This window comes from Pseudomonas lalkuanensis (genome assembly GCF_008807375.1).
GTDB classification, from domain to species: Bacteria; Pseudomonadota; Gammaproteobacteria; order Pseudomonadales; family Pseudomonadaceae; genus Metapseudomonas; species Metapseudomonas lalkuanensis.
Map to the genome: position 1 here is coordinate 960,306 of NZ_CP043311.1, position 21,894 is coordinate 982,199.

The 21,894-nt window shown below is 64.4% G+C and carries 20 protein-coding genes; 9 read left to right on the forward strand and 11 right to left on the reverse strand.

Going from position 1 to position 21,894, the window contains the following annotated elements:
• Positions 1 to 28 precede the first annotated feature (28 nt).
• From FXN65_RS04605 to FXN65_RS04615, 3 genes are all read right to left on the reverse strand, one after another.
• Positions 29 to 1,039: an ABC transporter permease subunit gene (locus tag FXN65_RS04605; RefSeq protein WP_151131920.1), complete on the reverse strand. Its 1,011-nt coding sequence runs from the start codon at positions 1,037 to 1,039 to the stop codon at positions 29 to 31.
• A gap of 197 nt (positions 1,040 to 1,236) precedes the next feature.
• Positions 1,237 to 2,838: an ABC transporter substrate-binding protein gene (locus FXN65_RS04610; RefSeq protein ID WP_151131921.1), complete on the reverse strand. Its 1,602-nt coding sequence runs from the start codon at positions 2,836 to 2,838 to the stop codon at positions 1,237 to 1,239.
• Positions 2,839 to 3,100: 262 nt separating this feature from the next.
• A complete protein-coding gene (locus tag FXN65_RS04615; RefSeq protein WP_151131922.1) occupies positions 3,101 to 3,664 on the reverse strand; it encodes a helix-turn-helix domain-containing protein in 564 nt (187 codons plus the stop codon).
• 159 nt (positions 3,665 to 3,823) lie between these two features.
• On the opposite strand from FXN65_RS04615, the gene FXN65_RS04620 reads away from it, so the two are divergent.
• Positions 3,824 to 5,041, forward strand: a complete 1,218-nt coding sequence (locus FXN65_RS04620) for a M24 family metallopeptidase (RefSeq protein WP_151131923.1) — start codon at positions 3,824 to 3,826, stop codon at positions 5,039 to 5,041.
• 189 nt (positions 5,042 to 5,230) lie between these two features.
• On the opposite strand, the gene FXN65_RS04625 is transcribed toward FXN65_RS04620, so the two are convergent.
• The 3 genes from FXN65_RS04625 to FXN65_RS04635 form a co-directional block, all read right to left on the reverse strand.
• Entirely contained in the window at positions 5,231 to 6,817 is a 1,587-nt protein-coding gene (locus FXN65_RS04625; RefSeq protein WP_151131924.1) for an ABC transporter substrate-binding protein, read from the reverse strand.
• 53 nt (positions 6,818 to 6,870) lie between these two features.
• Entirely contained in the window at positions 6,871 to 8,472 is a 1,602-nt protein-coding gene (locus tag FXN65_RS04630) for an ABC transporter substrate-binding protein (RefSeq protein ID WP_151131925.1), read from the reverse strand.
• A 212-nt stretch (positions 8,473 to 8,684) separates the two neighbouring features.
• Entirely contained in the window at positions 8,685 to 9,401 is a 717-nt protein-coding gene (locus FXN65_RS04635) for an SIMPL domain-containing protein (RefSeq protein WP_151131926.1), read from the reverse strand.
• Between the two features lie 347 nt (positions 9,402 to 9,748).
• Between FXN65_RS04635 and FXN65_RS04640 the strand changes: the two genes are divergently transcribed.
• The 3 genes from FXN65_RS04640 (at position 9,749) to FXN65_RS04650 (ending at position 12,709) form a co-directional block, all read left to right on the forward strand.
• Complete coding sequence (locus FXN65_RS04640; protein ID WP_151131927.1) at positions 9,749 to 11,005, forward strand: ATP-binding protein; 1,257 nt, start codon at positions 9,749 to 9,751, stop codon at positions 11,003 to 11,005.
• Between the two features lie 24 nt (positions 11,006 to 11,029).
• On the forward strand, positions 11,030 to 11,590 hold the full coding sequence (locus FXN65_RS04645) for a response regulator transcription factor (protein ID WP_151131928.1): 561 nt from the start codon (positions 11,030 to 11,032) through the stop codon (positions 11,588 to 11,590).
• Between the two features lie 177 nt (positions 11,591 to 11,767).
• Positions 11,768 to 12,709, forward strand: a complete 942-nt coding sequence (locus tag FXN65_RS04650) for an AEC family transporter (RefSeq protein WP_151131929.1) — start codon at positions 11,768 to 11,770, stop codon at positions 12,707 to 12,709.
• Between the two features lie 96 nt (positions 12,710 to 12,805).
• On the opposite strand, the gene FXN65_RS04655 is transcribed toward FXN65_RS04650, so the two are convergent.
• The 5 genes from FXN65_RS04655 to gatC all read right to left on the reverse strand — a co-directional run bounded on the left by FXN65_RS04655 (position 12,806) and on the right by gatC (position 16,952).
• Positions 12,806 to 13,183, reverse strand: coding sequence for a carboxymuconolactone decarboxylase family protein (locus FXN65_RS04655; RefSeq protein ID WP_151131930.1), 378 nt, complete (start codon positions 13,181 to 13,183; stop codon positions 12,806 to 12,808).
• 13 nt (positions 13,184 to 13,196) lie between these two features.
• Positions 13,197 to 13,586 carry a septal ring lytic transglycosylase RlpA family protein gene (locus tag FXN65_RS04660; protein ID WP_151131931.1) on the reverse strand — a complete coding sequence of 130 codons (390 nt, stop codon included), beginning with the start codon at positions 13,584 to 13,586 and terminating at the stop codon, positions 13,197 to 13,199.
• Between the two features lie 155 nt (positions 13,587 to 13,741).
• The gene (gene gatB, locus FXN65_RS04665) at positions 13,742 to 15,187 is read right to left on the reverse strand and encodes an Asp-tRNA(Asn)/Glu-tRNA(Gln) amidotransferase subunit GatB (protein ID WP_151131932.1); all 1,446 of its coding nucleotides are present in this window, start codon (positions 15,185 to 15,187) and stop codon (positions 13,742 to 13,744) included.
• A gap of 11 nt (positions 15,188 to 15,198) precedes the next feature.
• The gene (gatA, locus tag FXN65_RS04670) at positions 15,199 to 16,650 is read right to left on the reverse strand and encodes an Asp-tRNA(Asn)/Glu-tRNA(Gln) amidotransferase subunit GatA (RefSeq protein WP_151131933.1); all 1,452 of its coding nucleotides are present in this window, start codon (positions 16,648 to 16,650) and stop codon (positions 15,199 to 15,201) included.
• Between the two features lie 14 nt (positions 16,651 to 16,664).
• Positions 16,665 to 16,952: an Asp-tRNA(Asn)/Glu-tRNA(Gln) amidotransferase subunit GatC gene (gatC, locus tag FXN65_RS04675; RefSeq protein WP_120652916.1), complete on the reverse strand. Its 288-nt coding sequence runs from the start codon at positions 16,950 to 16,952 to the stop codon at positions 16,665 to 16,667.
• Positions 16,953 to 17,169: 217 nt separating this feature from the next.
• Here gatC and mreB point away from each other — a divergent pair, with 217 nt between their 5' ends.
• From mreB to rng, 5 genes are all read left to right on the forward strand, one after another.
• Positions 17,170 to 18,207 carry a rod shape-determining protein MreB gene (gene mreB / locus FXN65_RS04680; protein WP_103102876.1) on the forward strand — a complete coding sequence of 346 codons (1,038 nt, stop codon included), beginning with the start codon at positions 17,170 to 17,172 and terminating at the stop codon, positions 18,205 to 18,207.
• 81 nt (positions 18,208 to 18,288) lie between these two features.
• Positions 18,289 to 19,293, forward strand: coding sequence for a rod shape-determining protein MreC (gene mreC / locus FXN65_RS04685; RefSeq protein WP_244620748.1), 1,005 nt, complete (start codon positions 18,289 to 18,291; stop codon positions 19,291 to 19,293).
• A complete protein-coding gene (mreD, locus tag FXN65_RS04690; RefSeq protein ID WP_151131935.1) occupies positions 19,293 to 19,781 on the forward strand; it encodes a rod shape-determining protein MreD in 489 nt (162 codons plus the stop codon). The genes mreC and mreD overlap by 1 nt, the downstream gene beginning before the upstream one ends.
• A 51-nt stretch (positions 19,782 to 19,832) precedes the next feature.
• Complete coding sequence (locus FXN65_RS04695; protein WP_151131936.1) at positions 19,833 to 20,423, forward strand: Maf family protein; 591 nt, start codon at positions 19,833 to 19,835, stop codon at positions 20,421 to 20,423.
• Positions 20,424 to 20,431: 8 nt separating this feature from the next.
• Entirely contained in the window at positions 20,432 to 21,889 is a 1,458-nt protein-coding gene (gene rng / locus FXN65_RS04700; protein WP_151131937.1) for a ribonuclease G, read from the forward strand.
• The last annotated feature ends 5 nt before the right edge of the window (positions 21,890 to 21,894 follow it).

A 21,894-nucleotide genomic window follows, 5' to 3' on the forward strand; every position in this document is an offset into this window, starting at 1 on the left:
CGACGCGCAGCAGATCATGGGCAGGTTCTCAGCGTTGATGGCGGATGCGGGGGTTTACCAGGCCGTAGAGGATGTCCACGACGAAGTTCACCACGATCACGAGGCAGGCAATCAGCAGGATGCCGTTCTGCACCACCGGATAGTCACGGGCGCCGATGGCTTCGATCAGCCATTTGCCGATGCCCGGCCAGGAGAAGATGGTTTCGGTCAGCACCGCGCCGGCGAGCAGGGTGCCCACCTGCAGGCCGAACACGGTCAGTACCGGGATAAGCGCGTTGCGCAGGCCGTGGACGAAGACCACACGGGCCGGCGACAGGCCCTTGGCGCGGGCGGTACGCACATAGTCTTCGCGCAGCACTTCGAGCATGGCCGAACGGGTCATGCGCGCGATCACCGCCAGCGGGATGGTGCCGAGCACGATGGCCGGCAGGATCAGGTGGCGCAGGGCGTCGACGAAGGCGCCTTCCTCCTCGGACAGCAGCGTGTCGATGAGCATGAAGCCGGTTACAGGCGAAATGTCGTAGAGCAGGTCGATGCGTCCGGACACCGGCGTCCAGCCCAGCCCCACGGAGAAGAACATGATCAGCAGCAGGCCCCACCAGAAGATCGGCATGGAATAGCCCGCCAGGGAGATGCCCATCACCCCGTGGTCGAATAGCGAGCCTCGCTTCAGGGCGGCGATCACCCCCGCCAGCACCCCGAGGGTGCCGGAGAAGATCAGCGCGGCGATGGCCAGCTCCAGGGTGGCGGGGAACAGGGTGAGGAATTCGTGCCAGACGCCTTCGCGGGTACGCAGCGATTCGCCCAGGTCGCCCTGTGCCAGCTTGCCGATGTAGTCCAGGTACTGTTCCGGCAGCGGTTTGTTGAGACCGAGGCGTTCCATGGCCTGGGCGTGCATTTCCGGGTCTACCCGACGCTCACCCATCATCACTTCCACCGGGTCACCGGGAATCAGGCGGATCAGGGCGAAGGTGAGCAAGGTGACGCCGAAGAAGGTGGGGATCAGAAGCCCCAGTCGGCGCGCGATGAAACTCAGCATTTGGGCGAATCACTCCTCATCTTTTGTTTTGCCGGTCAGCGCACTGACCGTTCCCAGCAGTTTAGGCCGCATGGGTAAAGGCGCCGTCCCGAGGGGGCCGGTTGCCTTGCGTTTTTTGTGGCAGGTGAGATTGGCCTCGTCCGATCTAGGCGTCGGATTGAGGATGCGAAGAAGGCCGGTTGCCCGGCCTCGTTCACTCAGCGCCCGTTGGAGACGCCGTAGAAGCTGTTGCGTCCGAAGGGGCTGATCAGGAAGTCCTTCACGCTGGCGCGCATCGGCTGGTAGACCGTGGAGTGGGCGATCGGGGTGATCGGCACCTGCTGTTGCAGGACGTGCTGGGCCTGCTTGTACAGTTCGGTACGTTTCTCGACGTCGGCGGTGGCCTTGGCGGCCTTCACCAGTTTGTCGTAGCTGGCGTCGCACCATTTGGAGAAGTTGTTGCCGTCCACCGAGTCGCAGCCGTAGAGGGTGCCCAGCCAGTTGTCCGGATCACCGTTGTCGCCGGTCCAGCCGATCAGCATGGCGTCGTGCTCGCCGGCATGGGCGCGCTTGATGTATTCGCCCCACTCGTAGCTGACGATGCGGGCCTTGATGCCCACCTTGGCCCAGTCGGCCTGGAGCATTTCGGCCATCAGCTTGGCGTTGGGGTTGTACGGACGCTGAACCGGCATGGCCCAGAGGGTGATCTCGGTGCCTTCCTGCACGCCGGCGGCTTTCAGCAGCTCCTTGGCCTTCTCCGGGTTGAACTCGCGATCCTTGATGGTCTCGTCGTAGGACCACTGGGTCGGCGGCATGCCGTTCACCGCCAACTGGCCGGCGCCCTGGTAGACGGCGTCGATGATGGCTTTCTTGTTCACCGCCATGTCCAGCGCCTGGCGCACTTCGAGCTTGTCGAACGGGGCGCGGGTGACGTTGTAGGCGATGTAGCCGAGGTTGAAGCCTGGCTCGCTCGGCACCTGCAGGTTCGGGTCCTTCTTCAGGGCCTCGATGTCGGCAGGACGCGGGTTGAGGGTGATCTGGCACTCGCCGGCCTTGAGCTTCTGGGCACGTACCGAGGCATCGGTGTTGATGGCGAAGATCAGGTTGTCGATCTTCACGTCGCCCGGCTTCCAGTAGTCCTTGTTGCCGGTGAAGCGGATCTGCGCGTCCTTCTGGTAGCGCTTGAGCACGAAGGGGCCGGTGCCGATGGGCTTCTGGTTGATGTCGGCGGCCTTGCCGGCCTTGAGCAACTGGTCGGCATACTCGGCGGACTGGATCGCGGCGAAGTTCATCGCCAGGTTCTGGATGAAGGCGGCGTCCACCTCGTTCAGGGTGAAGGCCACGGTCATGTCGTCGACCTTCTCCACCTTGGCGATGTTCTTGTCCAGGCCCATGTCGGTGAAGTAGGGGAATTCAGTGGGGTACGCCTTGCGGAAGGGATGGTCCTTGTCGAGCATGCGCTGGAAGGTGAACACCACGTCGTCGGCGTTGAAGTCGCGGGTCGGCTTGAAGTAGTCGGTGGTATGGAACTTCACGCCCGGGCGCAGGTGGAACACGTAGCGCTTGCCGTCTTCACTGATGTCCCAGCTGCTGGCCAGGGTCGGTTCGACCTTGGTGCTGCCACGCTGGAACTGGGCAAGGCGGTTGAAGAGGGTTTCCGAGGCCGCGTCGAAGTCGGTACCGGTGGTGTACTGGCCCGGGTCGAAGCCGGCGGGGCTGCCCTCGGAGCAGAAGACCAGGTTGCTGGCGGCGTGGGTGAAGCCGGAGCCGAGGATGAGACCAGCGGCAATCATGGACTTGAGCGCGGTTTTCTGACGCATGCGAACCTCGTTGTTGTTTTTCTGAGGGCGGCATATCAGGTGCTGAAGCCTGCGGTGTCTCTTGCACCTGACCCTGCGACTTCGTGGGCCGCAGGTTGCCCGTCATTCGCGTGCCGGGGCCGGAGGCCGGTGTTCCCGGGCGGGCGATGGCGGCGAAGGAGGAAGGAGTGCTTGCGCCTCCGCCGGCCGAGGCCGAACTTAAGTGATGCTGAAATTAAGGTCAACTTAAATTCAGTAGCGCTTACTTCCGAAAGCCGGCCGGTCAGGGGGTGGCGTGGTCGTCGAAAAGACCCATGGTGGTAACGGTCAGCACCTCGGCCACTTCTTCGCCGGAATTGGCGAGAAAGTGCGGTTTGGCCGCGTCGAAATGCACCGAATCTCCCGGACCCAGGGGATAGTTGCGGCCTTCGATGGTGTAGACGATCTGCCCGGACAGCACGTAGGCGAACTCGGCGCCTTCATGGGAAATGAGCTCGGACTGGTAGCCCACCGGCATGCTCATTTTCACTGCATTGATCAGGTTGCCGGGGAAGTTGCTGGACAGGCGCTCGTAGGCCAGCGGCTGGCCGCCGATGGTATAGCGCACGCGCTGGCCCTGGTGGGAGTCGGGCTGGTGCTGGCTGGGCTGGTCGAACAGGACGTTGAGGGGAATCCCCAGGGATTTGGCGATGTTCGCCAGGGAAGAGATCGACACGCCAGTGAGGTTGCGCTCCGCCTGGGAAAGGAAACTGGCCGTGAGGCCCGATTCGGCGGCTACCTGGTTCAGGGTCTTGTTGGCGGCGCGGCGGTAGCGGCGCAACCGTTCGCCGATCTGTTCTACGGTCATTGGTGTGGCTCTTGTTTTGAGAGCGCCAGTATAACGGGCGGCGCATTGTAGAAAAGGCTTGTCGCCTTATTGAAATTAAGTGGGACTGAAAATTGGCGTTGACGACGATTTAAGTGGAACTTAAATTCTGCGCACTGCAACACGACTCAGGAGAACAGGATGACAGTGGGAGTGGGTGGCAAGACTCCGGAACAGGCGCTCGCCGGCCTGTCCAATATGGTCGCGGGCATGGGCCCCATCGGCCTCGACGAGTACCAGGCGCGCATCGCCAAGGCCCAGGGCCTGATGCGTGACCGGGGCATCGCGGCCATCTACCTCAACGCCGGCAGCAACCTGCGCTACTTCACCGGGGTGAAGTGGAGCCCGAGCGAACGCATGGTCGGCGCCGTACTCCCTGCCGATGGCCCGCTGGCCTACATCGCACCGGCCTTCGAGGAAGGCACCATCCGCGATTTTCGCGAGGTGGACGGCGCTATCCACACCTGGCACGAACACGAGAGCCCCTACCGCCTGCTGCTGGACATGCTGGCCGGCATGGGCATCGCTGCTGACGCCAGCATCGGCCTATGCCCGTCCATGGCCTTCTTCATGTACGACGGCATCCGTCGCCTGGGTTCCGCCTTCGGCTTCGTCGATGCCGCCTGCATCATCAACCCCTGCCGTTTCCACAAGTCCGCCACCGAGCTGGCGCTGATGCAGCGCGCCAAGGACATGACGCTGGAAGTGCACAAGGCCGCCGCCAGCATCCTGCGCGAGGGCATCAGCACCACCGAGGTCGCGGAGTTCATCCACCAGGCGCACCGCAGGGTGGGCGCGCCGGGTTCCACTTTCTGCATCGTGCTGTTCGGCGAGGCCAGCGCCTTCCCCCATGGGGTGAAGCATGCGCAGGTGCTCAAGGACGGCGACATGGTGCTGATCGATACCGGCTGCCAGCTCCACGGCTACCAGTCGGATATCACCCGCAGCTATGTGTTCGGCGCGCCGAACGAACGCCAACGCGCGTTCTGGAATCTGGAGAAGGCCGCGCAGCAGGCCGCTTTCGATGCCGCCCGTCCAGGCGAACCCTGCGGCTCGGTCGACGCCGCCGCGCGCCGTTGCCTGGAAGCCGGCGGTCTGGGGCCGGACTACCAACTGCCGGGCCTGCCGCATCGCACCGGCCATGGCATCGGCATGGATATCCACGAAGGGCCCTACCTGGTACGTGGCGACGAGACGCCGCTGGCCGAGGGCATGTGCTTCTCCAACGAGCCGATGATCTGCGTGCCGGGTGAATTCGGTATTCGCCTGGAGGATCACTTCTACATGAGCGCCACCGGACCGCGCTGGTTTACCCAGCCGAGCCATTCCATCGACGACCCGTTCGGGTTGGAGGCCTGAGGGCAGGTCTTCGACCTGCTTTGGCGACTGAAGTCGCTCCTACAGGACTGCGCCGGGACTCGCCTCTGTGCGGACAGCACCCTCTCCCTCTGGGTGAGGGTTGGGGTGGTCCAGGTCCGCTCGGACTCTGAAGGGCAGACCTGCGGTCTGCCTGGCGAATGCATTGGCCCCCGCAGGCGCCACGCCAACCTACTCCGCCAATGTCACCTTCGCGAAATTGTTCGAGCCCATCGGATTCAGCTGAAACCCTTCCACTCCTTTGCGCACGGCGGCGAATTGCTTGGGATGCGCGAGGGGAATCCACGGCGCCTGTTCGTGGAAGATCGCCAGGGCCTGCCGATAGAGCTCGGCGCGGCGCGCCGGGTCGGTGATGGCGCGGGCCTCGCGGATCAGGCTGTCGAATTTCTCGTTGCACCAACCCGCCTGGTTTTCGCCTGACTGCGCTGCGGCGCAGGACAGGTTGGGGGTGAGGAAGTTGTCCGGATCGCCGTTGTCACCGGCCCAGCCCATGAACACCAGATCGTGCTCGCCATTCTTGGCGCGCTTGATCAACTCACCCCATTCATAGACGCGAATCTCTGCCTTGATGCCTATGGCGGCCAGGTCGGCCTGGAGCATCTGTGCGCCGATGCCGGGGTTGGGGTTGGTCGGGCCGCCGCCGGGGCGGGTCCAGATGGCCAGCTTGAAGCCGTCCTTGTAGCCGGCCTCGGCCAGCAGCTGGCGCGCTCTTTCGGGATCGTGGGGCCAGGGATCCAGCTTGTCGTTGAAGCCCAGCAGGGTGGCTGGGTAGGGCGCCACGGCGATGCTGGCATTGCCTTCGCCGAACTGCGCACGAAGGTAGGCGCGGGTGTCGAAGGCGAGGTTGATGGCCTGGCGCACGCGCACGTCGTCCAGCGGCGGATGGCGGGTGTTGAGGCCGACATAGGCAACCAGCAGCGAATCCAGTTCCAGCACCTCGAGCCCCGCTTCCCGTCGGAGGTCCGCGATGTCGGTGGGGCGCGGGTACACGGCGACCTGGCAGGCACCGGCCTTGAGTTGTTGCACGCGCACGTTGGGATCGGGGGTGATGGCGAACAACAACTTGTCCACAGCCGGCTTGCCTGCCCAGTAGGTCGGGTTGGCGCGGAAACGGACCTGCGAATCCTTGCGGTAGCGCTCGAAGACGAAAGGACCGGTCCCCACCGGCTCGCGGTTGAGCTGGTCCGTCTTGCCGGACTTGAGCAACTGGTCGGCGTACTCGGCCGAGTAGATCGAGGTGAAGCCCATGGCGAGGTCGGCCAGGAACGGCGCCTCCGGGTGCGTCAGGGTGAAGCGCACGCGGTGGTCGTCGAGCTTCTCGACGCGCTCGATCAACTGGGAGAAGGCCATGGATTCCACATAGGGAAAGCCACGCGGAGAGAGCTTGTGCCAGGGATGCGCGGGGTCGAGCTGGCGCTGGAAGCTCCAGAGCACATCGTCGGCATTGAACGCGCGGCTGGGTGTGAACCAGGGCGTGCTGTGAAAGGTGACGCCCTTGCGCAGTTGAAACTCATAGATCAGGCCGTCGGGGCTGATGCTCCAGCTCTCCGCGAGGCCCGGTTGCAACCGGGTGCTGCCCGGGGCGAATTGCACCAGCCGGTCGAAGACGGTTTCGGCCGAGGCGTCGGCCGTGGTGGCGGCGGTGTACTGGACAATGTCGAAGCCTTCGGGGCTGGCTTCTGTACAGACCACCAGGGACTGGCTGGCGAGAGCGTGGAGGGGAAGGCAGAGGGCGAGGGACAACAGGTTTCGACGCATCGGGCTTCCTTCGTGCAGAAATGAAAACGGGGCCCGAAGGCCCCGTTGCCGGCTTACTTGCCGACGCTCACGCCATAGAAGGAGTTGAGCGCGAACGGGCTGATCTTGAAGTCCTGCACGTTCTTGCGCATCGGCTGGTAGACAGTGGAGTGGGCGATCGGGGTGATCGGCACGTTGTCTTTCAGGATGTGCTGGGCCTGTTTGTACATCTCGGTGCGTTTCGCAACGTCGCTGGTGGCCTTGGCGGCCTTCACCAGCTTGTCGTAGCTGGCGTCGCACCATTTGGAGAAGTTGTTGCCGTCCACGGCGTCGCAGCCGTAGAGGGTACCCAGCCAGTTGTCCGGGTCACCGTTGTCACCGCTCCAGCCGATCAGCATGGCGTCGTGTTCGCCGCCCTTGGCGCGCTTGATGTACTCGCCCCATTCGTAGGTGACGATCTTGGCCTTGATGCCCACCTTGGCCCAGTCGGCCTGGAGCATTTCGGCCATCAGCTTGGCGTTGGGGTTGTACGGACGCTGCACCGGCATGGCCCAGAGGGTGATTTCGGTGCCTTCGGCAACGCCGGCAGCCTTCAGCAGCTCCTTGGCCTTGTCCGGGTTGTAGCCGGCATCCTTGATGGTCTCGTCATAGGACCACTGGGTCGGCGGCATGCCGTTCACGGCGAGCTGGCCGGCGCCCTGGTAGACGGCGTCGATGATGGCTTTCTTGTTCACCGCCATGTCCAGCGCCTGGCGCACTTCAAGCTTGTCGAACGGCTTGTGGGTGACGTTGTAGGCGATGTAGCCGAGGTTGAAGCCCGGCTGCGACGGCATGTTCAGGTTCGGGTCTTTCTTCAGCGCTTCCAGGTCGGCTGGACGCGGGAAGAGGGTGATCTGGCACTCGCCGGCCTTGACCTTCTGCATGCGCACCGAGGCGTCGGTGTTGATGGCGAAGATCAGGTTGTCGATCTTCACATCGCCAGGCACCCAGTAGTCCTTGTTGCCCTTGAAGCGGATCTGCGCGTCCTTCTGGTAACGGCTGAACACGAAGGGGCCGGTGCCGATGGGCTTCTGGTTGATGTCGGCGGCCTTGCCGGCCTTGAGCAGCTGGTCGGCATACTCGGCGGACTGGATGGACGCGAAGCTCATGGCCAGGTTCTGGATGAAGGCTGCATCCACGCCATTGAGGGTGAACTTGACGGTGTTGTCGTCGACCTTCTCCACCTTGGCGATGTTGGCGTCCATGCCCATGTCGGTGAAGTAGGGGAATTCGGTGGGGTACGCCTTACGGAACGGGTGGTCCTTGTCGAGCATGCGCTGGAAGGTGAAGAGCACGTCGTCGGCGTTGAAGTCGCGGGTCGGCTTGAAGTAGTCGGTGGTGTGGAACTTCACGCCCTTGCGCAGGTGGAAGGTGTAGGTGAGGCCGTCGGGAGAAACATCCCACTTCTCGGCCAGGCCGGGGATTACTGCCGTGCCGCCACGCTCGAACTGGGTCAGGCGGTTGAAGACGGTTTCAGCGGCGGCGTCGAAATCGGTCCCGGTGGTGTATTGGCCCGGATCGAAACCGGCGGGGCTGCCTTCGGAGCAGAACACCAGGTTGCTTGCAGCGCCGGCGAAAGGTGCGCTGGCGATCAGCCCAGCCGCGACAAGTGCCTGGATGACGGCGTTTTTACGCATGTTGACCTCATATTTATTCTGTTTGTCATCGTGAGGGGCCCTTTGTGGGGGCCTTGCGAGAAGCTATGCAGGGCATATGCCCGACGCAATAGCTGGGCAGCAAAGAGTGTAGTCGGCGGAATAAAGCTGTAAGGGCTTGTCGCAATTCTGCAAATCCAAGCCGCAGGGAGGAGGTGGCGCCGCCTCGGAATGCGGCGGCGCCCGGTGCGGAATCAGGGCATTTGCACTTCGATGGTGCCGTCGGCGCTGACGCTGACGCGGCTGGTGCCGGCTTCGATCTCGGGCACGGCGGCCGCATCGGCGTAACCTTTGGCGGACATGGCGCGCATCATGATCGGCTGCGGCGGCTGGAAGCCGGCGCTGTTCAGGCTCAGGTTGACCAGCTTGTAGCCCTTGCCGCCGAGGGCGTTGGTCGCCAACTGGGCGCGGGCCTTGAAGGCGTCCACGGCCTGCTTGATCAGGTCGTCCTCGTGGTTCTTGCGGGTCTTCTCGGCGATGCTGAAGTTCATGCCGGCCATCTTCAGCTGGCCCATCAGGTCGGCGCTGAGCTGGGACAGGGTGGCGAAGTCGGCACTTTCCAGACGCAGTTCGGCGCGCTCGCGCCAGGCGGTGATCTTCTGACCCTTTTCGTCATACACCGGGTAGCTGTTGCGGCTGCCCAGGCTGACAGTGACGCCCTTGGCCTTGCGGGCCTTTTCCACGGCGCTGTTGAGGGTGCGGGTGATCTCGTCCGCCAGCTTGGCCGGGTCGGTGTTCTGCAACTCGCTATAGAGGGTGACGTGCATCAGGTCGTGGGCCACTTCCTGGCTGACTTCGGCACGCACTGCCACCTGGTTGTAGCGGGCTTCGTCGGCGGCCTGGGCCGCGAGGCTGCCGAGGCTGGCGGCGCAGAGGGCGAGGGCGGCGGCGAGACGGGTGAACTTGGGCATGTCGACTCCTTGTGGGACAGGGCTTCGCGCGGGTTGCGCGCTGATTCTCCGTAGTGGACGAGGGTATCCGGCCATTCGGGTTAACGGCGACGGAAATTGACCAGGAATTGGGACAGATGTTCCAGGCCATGCTGGCTTTTTGATGACCTTGTGAGAGCGAATTCATTCGCGAAAGGCCGCGACACGGCCCCGGCTGTCCATGGGCAGGCGTTCCTTCTGCAGTCGCGAATGAATTCGCTCCCACGATGCAAGGCAAGGCCTTTGTGCCAACTTGCTGCGGCGAGTTGCCGCACAGAGGCGGGCCGGTGCGCGCCTTGGTTATACTCCGTCGATTCCAGGGAGTGCCCATGCTCGAACCCGTACAGCTACTGTCTGCCAGCCGCCAGAACCTGCTGCGGCTGACCCTGATCCGCATCCTTGTCCTGGCCGCCCAGGCAGGCTCGGTCGGCCTCGCCTACAAGGCCCAACTTCTGCAACTGCCCTGGGTGGCGTTGAGCGTGACCCTTGGCGTCTCACTGGTGCTCTGCGTGGGCACGGCGTTGCGCCTGCGCGGTCCCTGGCCGGTGACCGAGTTGGAATATGCTGTCCAGCTGGGCCTCGACCTGGTTATCCACAGCGTGCTGCTGTACTTCTCCGGGGGCTCGACCAACCCCTTCGTCTCCTACTACCTGGTGCCGCTGACCATCGCCGCGGCGACCTTGCCCTGGCTCTACACCCTGACCCTCGCGGGTCTCGCCCTGGCGGCCTACACCCTGCTGCTGGTGCTGTTCCACCCGCTGGAAATGCCCACTGGCCAGCGCGAATCGCTGCTGATCTACGGCATGTGGCTGAGCTTCGCCCTGGCCGCGGCGCTGATCACCTTCTTCGTCGCACGCATGGCCGAGGAACTGCGTCGCCAGGATCAGTTGCAGGCGGTTCGCCGCGAGGAAGGCATGCGTGACCAGCAGTTGCTCGCCGTGGCTACCCAGGCCGCCGGCGCCGCCCATGAACTGGGCACCCCGCTGGCGACCATGAGCGTGCTGCTCAAGGAGCTGCGCCAGGAGTACGGCGACAAGCCCGGCCTGCAGGACGACCTGGCCCTGCTGCAGGAGCAGGTGATGCTCTGCAAGGACACCCTCCAGCAACTGGTGCGCGCCGCCGAAGCGGATCGCCGCCAGGCGGTGGTGGAGCAATCGGTGATCGAGTGGCTGGAAGTCACCTTGAATCGCTGGCACCTGATGCGCCCGGAGGCCACCTACCGCTACCAGTGCATGGGGCTTGGCGTGGCGCCTCGGCTGAAACCTCCGGCGGACCTGACCCAGGCCCTGCTGAACCTGCTCAACAACGCTGCCGACGCCTGCCCGGAGAAGCTCGACATCCGCGTCAACTGGGACCACCAGTGGATGGTGCTGACCATCCGCGACCACGGCGCCGGCGTGCCCCTGGCCATTGCCGAGCAACTGGGCCGGCCGTTCTTCACCACCAAGGGCAAGGGCTTCGGCCTTGGCCTGTTCCTGAGCCAGGCCAGCGTCACCCGTGCCGGCGGTACGGTTAAACTTTATAACCATGAGGAAGGCGGCACCCTGACGGAGTTGCGCCTGCCGCGCACCTACGGCGTCGCCTGAGTGCCTTGACGAAGAGGAAGCGAGATGACTGACGAACCCCTGATCGAAGGCGAAGAACAACCCCATCTGCTGCTGGTGGACGACGACGCCACCTTTACCCGCGTCATGGCCCGGGCGATGACCCGCCGTGGCCTGCGGGTGTCGGTCGCCGGCTCCGCCGAAGAAGGCCTGCTGATGGCCAAGGACGACCTGCCCGACTACGCAGTGCTCGACCTGAAGATGGATGGCGACTCCGGCCTGGTGCTGCTGCCCAAGCTGCTGGAGCTGGACCCGGAAATGCGCGTGGTGATCCTCACCGGCTATTCGAGCATTGCCACCGCGGTGGAAGCCATCAAGCGCGGCGCCACCAACTACCTGTGCAAGCCGGCCGACGCCGACGACGTGCTGACCGCGCTGCTCTCCGAGCACGCCGACCTGGACAGCCTGGTGCCGGAAAACCCGATGTCGGTGGACCGCCTGCAGTGGGAGCACATCCAGCGTGTGCTGGCTGAGCATGACGGCAACATCTCCGCCACCGCCCGGGCCCTGGGCATGCACCGCCGCACCTTGCAGCGCAAGCTGCAGAAGCGCCCCGTGCGCCGCTGACCTCCTCATGCAGCATTTGTAGAAGCGAATTCATTCGCGAAGCAGGTCGCAGGCCTGCGTGGTCCGGGACGGCTCCGCCGCCCATCGCGAATGAATTCGCTCCTGCAGGTCCGTTCATTCCCGAAAGCCAATTGGTATCCTTAGCCGCCTAACTATTCCCGCCGCCAAGGTTGCCCCATGCTCGCCGTCGTCCAGCAGACCCTCAGCATCACCGCGCCGGTGTTCTCCATGCTGTTCCTGGGGGTGGGGCTCAAGCGTCTTGGCTGGATCGATGGCGCCTTCATCAACACCGCGTCGTCACTGGTGTTCAAGGGCACCATGCCCACCCTGCTGTTCCTCGGGATCGTCCAGGCGGACCTGAGCACTGCGCTGAAACCGGAATTGATCGGCTACTTCGTCGCGGCCACCATCCTGTGTTTCCTGATCGGCTGGGGGTGGGCCATCCTGCGCTGCCCGGCCGAGGATCGCGGCATCTACACCCAGGGCGCCTTTCGCGGCAACAACGGCATCGTCGGCCTGGCGCTGGCCACCAGCATGTACGGCGATTACGGTCTGTCGGTGGGCAGTATCCTCGGCGCGGTGGTGATCCTCAGCTACAACACGCTGTCGTCCATCGTCCTGGCGATCTACAGCCCGAATGCCAAGAGTGACCCGCTGAGCCTGGCCCGGAGCATCATCAGCAATCCGCTGATCATCGGGGTGCTGGCCGCGATGCCGGTGGCTTACTGGCAGCTGCCGCTGCCGAAATGGCTGATCACTTCGGGCGAGTACTTCGCCCAGATGACCCTGCCCCTGGCGCTGATCTGCATCGGTGGAACCCTGTCGCTGGCATCCCTGCGTTCCAGTGGCAGGATCGCCGTCAGCGCCAGTCTGATGAAGATGGTCTGGCTGCCGATCCTGGCAACGCTGGGTGCCTGGCTTTGCGGATTTCGCAACGCCGACCTGGCGATCCTCTTCCTTTACTTCGCCAGCCCGACCGCTGCGGCGAGTTTCGTCATGGCCCGCGCAGTCAATGGCAACCACGAATTGGCGGCGGCCATTATCGTGATCACCACCCTGGCGGCCGTGGTGACCACCAATATCGGGTTGTTCCTGTTGCAGTGGGCCGGGTTTATCTGAGTGGGCTCCGCGTCTCGCGGGAGGGTGCGCCGTGTGCACCGCCACCGTCGCGTCGGAGGCCGCGATGCGCGCAGCGCACCCTGCGCATGAGGGGCTTCAGGACTTCTGGTAGTCGTCGATGACTTCCTGGGCGGCGCGGAAGGCGTCGATGGCGGCGGGAACGCCGGCGTAGACGGCGCAATGCAGCAGGGCTTCGCGAATTTCCTCCACCGTGCAGCCGTTGTTCAGCGCACCGCGCACATGGCCCTTCAGTTCCTGCGGGCACTTCAGCGCGGTAAGGGCGGCCAGGGTGATCAGGCTACGGGTCTTGCGCGGCAGGCCTTCACGATTCCAGACGCCACCCCAGGCGTGTTCGTTGACGAAGTCCTGCAGCGGCTGGGTGAACTCGGTCGCATTGCCCATGGCGCGGTCGACGAAGGCATCGCCCATCACTTCCCGGCGCACCTGCAGGCCGCTTTTGCGTTCTTCGCTCATTGTCGTTCTCCAGTCAGTCGAGGGATTCCACCCGCACGGGCGCCACGCCGGCGCGCAACATGCCGAGCCGTTCGGCGGCCTCGCGCGACAAGTCGATGATCCGGCCGCGAACGTGCGGACCGCGGTCATTGACGCGGACCACCACTGTGCGGTCGTTATTGAGATTGGTCACCTTCACCCGGGTGCCGAAGGGCAGGGTACGGTGGGCGGCGGTCAGGGCGTGCTGGTCGAAGCGCTCGCCGCTTGCCGTTCGCCTGCCATGGTGCCGGGAACCGTAATAGGAGGCCTTGCCTTCGGCGCGATAGCCGTGGCCGGACTCGCTGTCACCACCGCCGAAGGGGTTGGTGCTGCAACCGGCCAGGAGGAAGGTGAGGAAGACTAAGGTGCTGAGCTGACGCTGCATGAAGGATGCTTCCAGGAGAGACTCGAGCAGATGCTGGCTTTGCCGGGTTCCGAGCGGACATCCCTGTCGCAGCGCTGAGCTCATCCGGATACCCCGGCCCGGCCATCCATGGCCGGTCGTTCGCCGGGCCAACGCATGCGTTGGTTAAATCCGGCTCACCCTTCGAGCTTCTTCTTGAGCAAATCGTTCACCTGGCCGGGGTTGGCCTTGCCCTTGGACGCCTTCATCGCTTGACCGACGAAGAAGCCGAACATCTTCGCGCGCTTGGCTTCGTCGCTCGCGCGGTACTGTTCGACCTGGGCGGCGTTGGCGGCCAGCACTTCGTCCAGCATGGATTCGATGGCGCCGCTGTCGGTGACTTGCTTCAGGCCCTTCTTCTCGATGATCTCGTCGGCGGAACCTTCACCGGCGGCCATGGCTTCGAAGACCATCTTGGCGATCTTGCCGGAGATGGTGTTGTCCTTGATGCGCAGGATCATGCCGCCCAGCTGCTCGGCGGAAACCGGCGACTGCTCGATCTCCAGGCCTTCCTTGTTGAGCAGGCTGGCCAGCTCGACCATCACCCAGTTGGCGGCAAGCTTGGCATCGCCGCAGGCCTTGAATACGGCCTCGAAGTAATCGGCCATCTCGCGGCTGGCCGAAAGCACGCTCGCGTCGTAGGCGGACAGGCCGAACTCGCTCTGGAAGCGCTCGCGTTTCTGGTTCGGCAGCTCCGGCAGCTGGCTGCGGACTTCGTCGAGGAAGCTCTGCTCGATCACCACCGGCAGCAGGTCGGGACAGGGGAAGTAACGGTAGTCGTTGGCTTCTTCCTTGCCGCGCATGGAGCGGGTTTCGTCCTTGTTCGGGTCGTACAGGCGGGTTTCCTGCACCACCTTGCCACCGTCCTCGATCAGCTCGATCTGACGCTGGATCTCGTGGTTGATGGCTTTCTCGATGAAGCGGAACGAGTTGACGTTCTTGATCTCGGCGCGGGTGCCGAATTCGGCCTGGCCCTTGGGACGAACCGAGACGTTGCAGTCGCAGCGCAGCGAACCTTCGGCCATGTTGCCGTCGCAGATGCCGAGGTAGCGCACCAGGGCATGGATGGCCTTGACGTAGGCCACCGCTTCCTTGGCGCTGCGGATGTCCGGCTCGGAGACGATTTCCAGCAGCGGGGTGCCGGCGCGGTTCAGGTCGATGCCGCTCATGCCGTGGAAGTCTTCGTGCAGGCTCTTGCCGGCGTCTTCTTCCAGGTGCGCGCGGGTGATGCCGATGCGCTTGACGGTGCCGTCTTCCAGGGTGATGTCGAGGAAGCCCTTGCCGACGATCGGATGTTCGAACTGGCTGGTCTGGTAGCCCTTGGGCAGGTCCGGGTAGAAGTAATTCTTGCGGGCGAAGACGTTCTTCTCGGCGATTTCGGCGTCGATGGCCAGGCCGAACTTGCAGGCCATGCGCACCGCTTCGGCGTTCAGCACCGGCAGGGTGCCGGGCATGCCGAGGTCAACCAGGCTGGCCTGGGTGTTGGGCTCGGCGCCGAAGGTGGTGGCGCTGCCAGAGAAAATCTTCGATTGGGTGCTGAGCTGTGCGTGGATTTCCAGCCCGATCACTGTTTCCCATTGCATGTGAGTCGTCCTCAGAATCCGGCCGGAGCTTGTTTGTGCCAATCGGTCGCCTGCTGGTACTGGTGGGCGACGTTGAGCAGGCGGCTTTCCTGGAAGTATGGCGCCAGCAGCTGCACGCCAACCGGCAGGCCATCGACGAAGCCGGCGGGCATGGAGAGGCCCGGCAGCCCCGCCAGGTTGGCGGTGATGGTGTAGATGTCTTCCAGGTACTGGGCGACCGGGTCGTTGTTCTTCTCGCCGAGTTTCCAGGCCGGGTTGGGCGTGGTCGGGCCGAGGATCACGTCGACGTCGTTGAAGGCACTGACGAAGTCGTTCTTGATCAGGCGGCGGATCTTCTGCGCCTTCAGGTAGTAGGCGTCGTAGTACCCGGCGGACAGGGCGTAGGTGCCGACCATGATACGGCGCTTCACTTCGGCGCCGAAGCCTTCGGCGCGGGAGCGCTTGTACAGGTCTTCCAGGTTCTGCGGGTTCTCGCAGCGGTAGCCGAAGCGCACGCCATCGAAGCGCGACAGGTTGGAGGAGGCTTCCGCCGGGGCGATCACGTAGTAGGCCGGGATGGCGTGCTGCATGTTCGGCAGGCTGATTTCCTTGACGCTGGCGCCGAGCTTTTTCAGCTCCTCGACCACGGCCAGGACGGCGTCGGCGATGCGGCTGTCGAGGCCGGCACCGAAATACTCCTTCGGCAGACCGATGCGCAGCCCGGTCAGCGGCTGGTTCAGGCCAGCGAGGTAGTCATCCACCGGCTGGTCGACGCTGGTGGAGTCCTTGGGATCGAAGCCCGCGATGGCGCCGAGCATCAACGCGCAGTCCTCGGCGGTACGGGCCAGCGGGCCACCCTGATCGAGGCTGGAGGCGTAGGCAATCATGCCCCAGCGGGAAACCCGGCCATAGGTGGGCTTGATGCCGGTGAGGTTGGTGAACGCGGCCGGCTGGCGGATCGAGCCACCGGTGTCGGTGCCGGTGGCAGCGGGCACCAGGCGCGCGGCGACGGCCGCGGCGGATCCGCCGGAGGAACCACCGGGAACGCGATCCAGCGCCCAGGGGTTCTTGACCGCGCCGTAGTGGCTGGACTCGTTGGAGGAACCCATGGCGAACTCGTCCATGTTCAGCTTGCCGAGGCTGACCGCACCGGCGTCCTTGAGACGGGCGACCACGGTGGCGTCGTAGGGGGCCTTGAAGCCGTCGAGGATCTTGGAGCCGCAGCTGGTCAGTACGCCTTCGGTGCAGAACAGGTCCTTGTGGGCGATGGGGGCGCCGAGCAGGGCCCCTTGCTCACCGGCGGCGCGCCGTGCGTCGGCGGCCCGGGCCTGTTCGATGGCCGGTTCGTCAGTGATGCTGATGAAGCTGTTCAATTGCGGATCGAGCTGATGAATGCGCGCCAGCAGGGTGCGGGTCAGCTCTTCGGCGGAGAATTCCTTGGCGGCGAGGCTTCGGGCGATCTCGGCGAGGGTCAGTTGATGCATGGGAAACCCTTTCCTTATTCGATGACTTTGGGCACGAGGTACAGGCCGTTCTCGACGGCCGGCGCGATGGCCTGGTAGGCGTCGCGGCGGTTTTCCTCGGTGACGCTGTCGGCGCGCAGGCGCTGGGTGGCATCCAGCGGGTGGGCCATGGGCTCGATGCCGTCGGTGTCCACGGCCTGCATGGCGTCGATCAGGCCGAGGATGTTGTTCAGGGTCTCGGTAGTACGCGGGATATCGGCCTCGTTCAGGCCCAGTCGGGCGAGATGGGCGATTTTTTCCACGTCGGAGCGTTCAAGCGCCATCGGGGGTCTCCAACTAGAAGCGGCCTGCGTGGGCAGCCGACCGTGCGGGAACCCGGCGGGGAACGGTGCTGCGAACGGGCGGTCAAAGGCCGCGATGATGGGCCTTGGCGGCCCGGAAAAACAGGCAATTTAACATATCGGCGCCTTGCCCAAAATCCCCGTCATTGTTAGAGTTTGCCGCACTTTTTACCCACGCGTTGCCTAGGGTCCCTCTCCCATGTTCAAGAAACTGCGTGGCATGTTTTCCAGCGATCTGTCGATCGACCTGGGCACTGCCAATACCCTTATTTACGTGCGCGAGCGCGGTATCGTCCTCAACGAGCCCTCCGTGGTCGCCATTCGTAACCACGGCAACCAGAAGAGCGTGGTAGCCGTAGGTACCGAAGCCAAGCGCATGCTGGGCCGTACTCCTGGCAACATTTCCGCCATCCGTCCGATGAAGGACGGCGTGATCGCCGACTTCAGCGTCTGCGAGAAGATGCTGCAGTACTTCATCAACAAGGTTCACGAAAACAGCTTCCTGCAGCCCAGCCCGCGCGTGCTGATCTGCGTACCCTGCAAATCCACCCAGGTGGAACGCCGCGCCATCCGTGAATCCGCCCTGGGCGCCGGCGCCCGCGAAGTCTTCCTGATCGAAGAACCCATGGCCGCCGCCATCGGCGCCGGCCTGCCGGTGGAAGAGGCCCGCGGCTCCATGGTCGTGGACATCGGTGGCGGCACCACCGAAATCGCCCTGATCTCCCTGAACGGTGTGGTCTACGCCGAATCCGTGCGTGTAGGTGGCGACCGTTTCGACGAATCCATCGTGACCTATGTGCGCCGCAACTACGGCAGCCTGATCGGTGAATCCACCGCCGAGCGCATCAAGCAGGAAATCGGCACCGCCTACCCGGGCGGCGAAATCCGCGAGATCGACGTTCGTGGCCGCAACCTGGCCGAAGGCGTACCGCGCAGCTTCACCCTGAACTCCAACGAAGTGCTGGAAGCCTTGCAGGAATCCCTGGCGACCATCGTCCAGGCGGTGAAGAGCGCCCTGGAACAGTCCCCGCCGGAACTGGCTTCCGACATCGCCGAGCGCGGCCTGGTGCTGACCGGTGGTGGCGCGCTGCTGCGCGACCTGGACAAACTGCTGGCCCAGGAAACCGGCCTGCCGGTGATCGTCGCCGAAGACCCGCTGACCTGTGTCGCCCGTGGTGGCGGCCGTGCTCTGGAGATGATGGACCGTCACGCGATGGATCTGCTCTCCACCGAGTAAGGTTGGAGAGCGTCGCAGCCATAGGAGCGGGCCATCAAGCCGCTATTCACCAAGGGACCTTCGCTCGGCGTGCGCCTGCTGGTGTTCGCCGTGCTCTCGGCTGCGCTGATGGTGGTCGATGCCCGATTCGACACCCTGAAGCCCATGCGCAGCCAGATGGGGCTGGTGCTCACGCCTTTCTACTGGCTGGCTGACCTGCCGGTGCGCGTCTGGGATGGCGTCAGCGACCAGTTCACCAGCCGCAGCACCCTGATCGCCGAGAACGAGAAACTCAAGGCCGAGTCCCTGCTGATGCAGCGCCGCTTGCAGAAGCTGGCGACCCTGACCGAGCAGAACGTGCGCCTGCGCGAACTGCTCAACTCGTCGGCCCTGGTGGACGAGAAGGTCCTTGTCAGCGAGCTGATCGGTGTCGATCCCAACCCGTTCACCCACCGCATCCTGATCGACAAGGGCGAAAAGGATGGCGTGTTCCTCGGTCAACCGGTGCTCGATGCCCGCGGCCTGATGGGGCAGGTGGTGGAAGTGATGCCCTACACGGCCCGCGTGCTGCTGCTGACCGATACGACCCACAGCATTCCCGTGCAGGTGAACCGCAATGGCCTGCGCGCCATCGCAAGCGGCACCGGCAACCCCGAGCGGCTCGAGCTGCGCCACGTCGCCGACACCGCCGATATCAAGGAAGGCGACCTGCTGGTGAGTTCCGGTCTTGGCCAGCGCTTCCCGGCCGGCTACCCGGTGGCGACCGTCAAGGAAGTCATCCACGACTCCGGACAGCCTTTCGCCATCGTTCGCGCCGTGCCCACTGCCGCGCTGAACCGCAGCCGCTACATGCTCCTGGTGTTCAGCGATACCCGCAGCCCCGAGGAGCGCGCCAACGACGCCGCCAAGGCCCAGGAGGCCGCCGACCGCGAGGCGGCTGCCCAGCCCGCCGTGGGTGAAGCCACCTCGGGAGCCCAGGCCGCGCCCACTGCCACGAATCCTCCCGCCGCGCCCGCCGCTCCGGCTCCGGCTCCGGCGCCTGCTGCACCGGCGCCCGCCGTGCCGAACAAGCCGCCAGCGGCACAGACTACCCAGGAGAGTCACTGATGGTCGGCCAGCGCTCCAACAATGGCTGGGTCATCTGGGTCAGCCTGATCCTGGCCCTGGTGCTCAGTGTCGGGCCGGTCCCCAGCTTCATGGAGATCGGCCGGCCGCTGTGGTTGGCGCTCTTCCTCACCTACTGGACTCTGGCCCTGCCGCACCGGGTGGGCATGACCACGGCCTGGGTGCTGGGCCTGGCGGAAGACGTCCTCTATGGCACGCTGCTCGGGCAGAACGCCCTGATCCTCGCCTTGATCACCTTCCTGGTGCTGACGCTTCATCAGCGCCTGCGCATGTTCCCCATGTGGCAGCAATGCCTCGTGCTGCTCGTTGTTTTCGGCCTGGCCCAGCTGGTTCAGCTGTGGCTCAATGCCCTCACCGGTAATCGTCCCCCGACCCTGGTCTTCCTGTTGCCCGCGCTGGTCAGCGCGCTGCTCTGGCCCTGGGTATACGCCGCCCTGCGCGGTACGAGTCGCCGCCTCAACGTAAACTGATCGGCTTGCGGCCATGTCGCAAGCCTCTGTCTTCGACAGGGAGAAGTCCGCATGGCCACGCTGTACCTGGCTTCGGGGTCGCCGCGCCGGCGCGAACTGCTGGCGCAGATCGGCGTTCCCCATATCACCCTGATCGCCTCCATCGACGAAACCGCCCAGCCTGGCGAGGCCGCCTCCGCCTATGTGGAGCGCCTGGCCCGTGAAAAGGCCCTGGCCGGGCTCGCCAGCCTGGCCGAGCCCGCGGATGCCTGCGTGCTGGGCGCCGATACCGCCGTGGTGCTGGATGGCCGCATCCTCGGCAAACCGGCCGATCGTGACGACGCCCTGGCGACCCTGGAGATACTTTCCGGTCGAGAGCACGAGGTGCTCACCGCCGTCGCCCTGGCCGATGCGAGTCGCTGCGAATCGCGCGTTGTCGCCAGCCGGGTGCGCTTCCGCGCCATTTCCCGAGCTGAACTGGAAAGCTATTGGGCAAGTGGCGAGCCCGCAGACAAGGCCGGCAGCTACGCTATTCAGGGGTTGGGTGCGGTATTCGTCAGCCGCGTCGAAGGCAGTTATTCAGCGGTAGTGGGATTGCCGCTGCTGGAAACGGCGGAAATGCTCGCCGGGTTCGGCATTCCTTGTTGGCAGCACCTGGGATAGGTCACGGCATGAGCGAAGAGATTCTGATCAATATCACGCCGATGGAATCGCGCGTGGCGGTGGTGGAGAACGGTGTGCTGCAGGAGGTGCATGTCGAACGCACCCTGCGTCGCGGCATCGTCGGCAACATCTACAAGGGCAAGGTCGTGCGGGTATTGCCGGGGATGCAGGCGGCCTTCGTCGACATCGGGCTGGACCGCGCCGCCTTCATCCACGCCTCGGAGATCAGCACCCGCGAAGGCAGCGCCGTCGAGAGCATCAGCGCCCTGGTGCATGAAGGCCAGAGCCTGGTGGTGCAGGTCACCAAGGACCCCATCGGTAGCAAGGGCGCACGCCTGACCACCCAGTTGTCGATCCCGTCGCGCTACCTGGTGTACATGCCGCGCACCAGCCACGTGGGCATCTCCCTGAAGATCGAAGACGAAGCCGAACGCGAACGCCTCAAGCAGGTGGTGGCCGACTGCATCGCCGCCGAAGGTATCGAGGAGGCCGGCGGTTTCATCCTGCGTACCGCTGCCGACGGCGCCCGTGCCGACGAGATCCTGGTGGACATCCGTTATCTGCGCCGCCTCTGGGAGCAGATTTCCGCACAGATGCAGACTGCCCCGTCGCCCTCGGTCATCTACGAAGACCTCAGCCTGGCCTTGCGCACCCTGCGTGACCTGGTCAACCCGCGCATCGAGAAGATCCGCATCGATTCGCGCGAAACCTTTCAGAAGGTCACGCAGTTCGTCGATGAGCTGATGCCGGAAATCGCCGACCGTCTGGAGCATTATCCGGGCGAGCGCCCCATCTTCGACCTCTACGGCGTCGAGGACGAGATCCAGAAGGCGCTCGAGCGCAAGGTGCTGCTGAAATCCGGCGGATACCTGATCATCGACCCGACCGAGGCGATGACCACCATCGATGTGAATACCGGCGCGTTCGTCGGCCACCGCACCCTCGAAGAGACCATCTTCAAGACCAACCTCGAGGCGGCCACGGCCATCGCCCGGCAGCTGCGTCTGCGGAATCTGGGCGGGATCATCATCATCGACTTCATCGACATGGAAGATGAAGAACACCAGCGCCAGGTATTGCGCACCCTGGAGAAACAACTGGAACGCGACCACGCCAAGACCAACATCATCGGCATCACCGAGCTCGGCCTGGTGCAGATGACCCGCAAGCGCACCCGCGAAAGCCTGATCCAGGTGCTCTGCGAGCCCTGCTCGTGCTGCCAGGGGCGTGGTTTGCTGAAGACTGCGGAAACCATCTGCTACGAAATCTTCCGCGAGATCCTGCGCGAAGCGCGGGCCTATCAGGCGGAAGGCTACCTGGTGCTGGCCAATCAGAAAGTCGTGGACCGCTTGCTGGACGAAGAATCGGGCAACGTCGCCGATCTGGAAGCCTTCATCGGGCGGCCGATCAAGTTCCAGGTGGAAACCATGTATTCCCAGGAACAGTACGACGTAGTCCTGCTCTGAGGCGC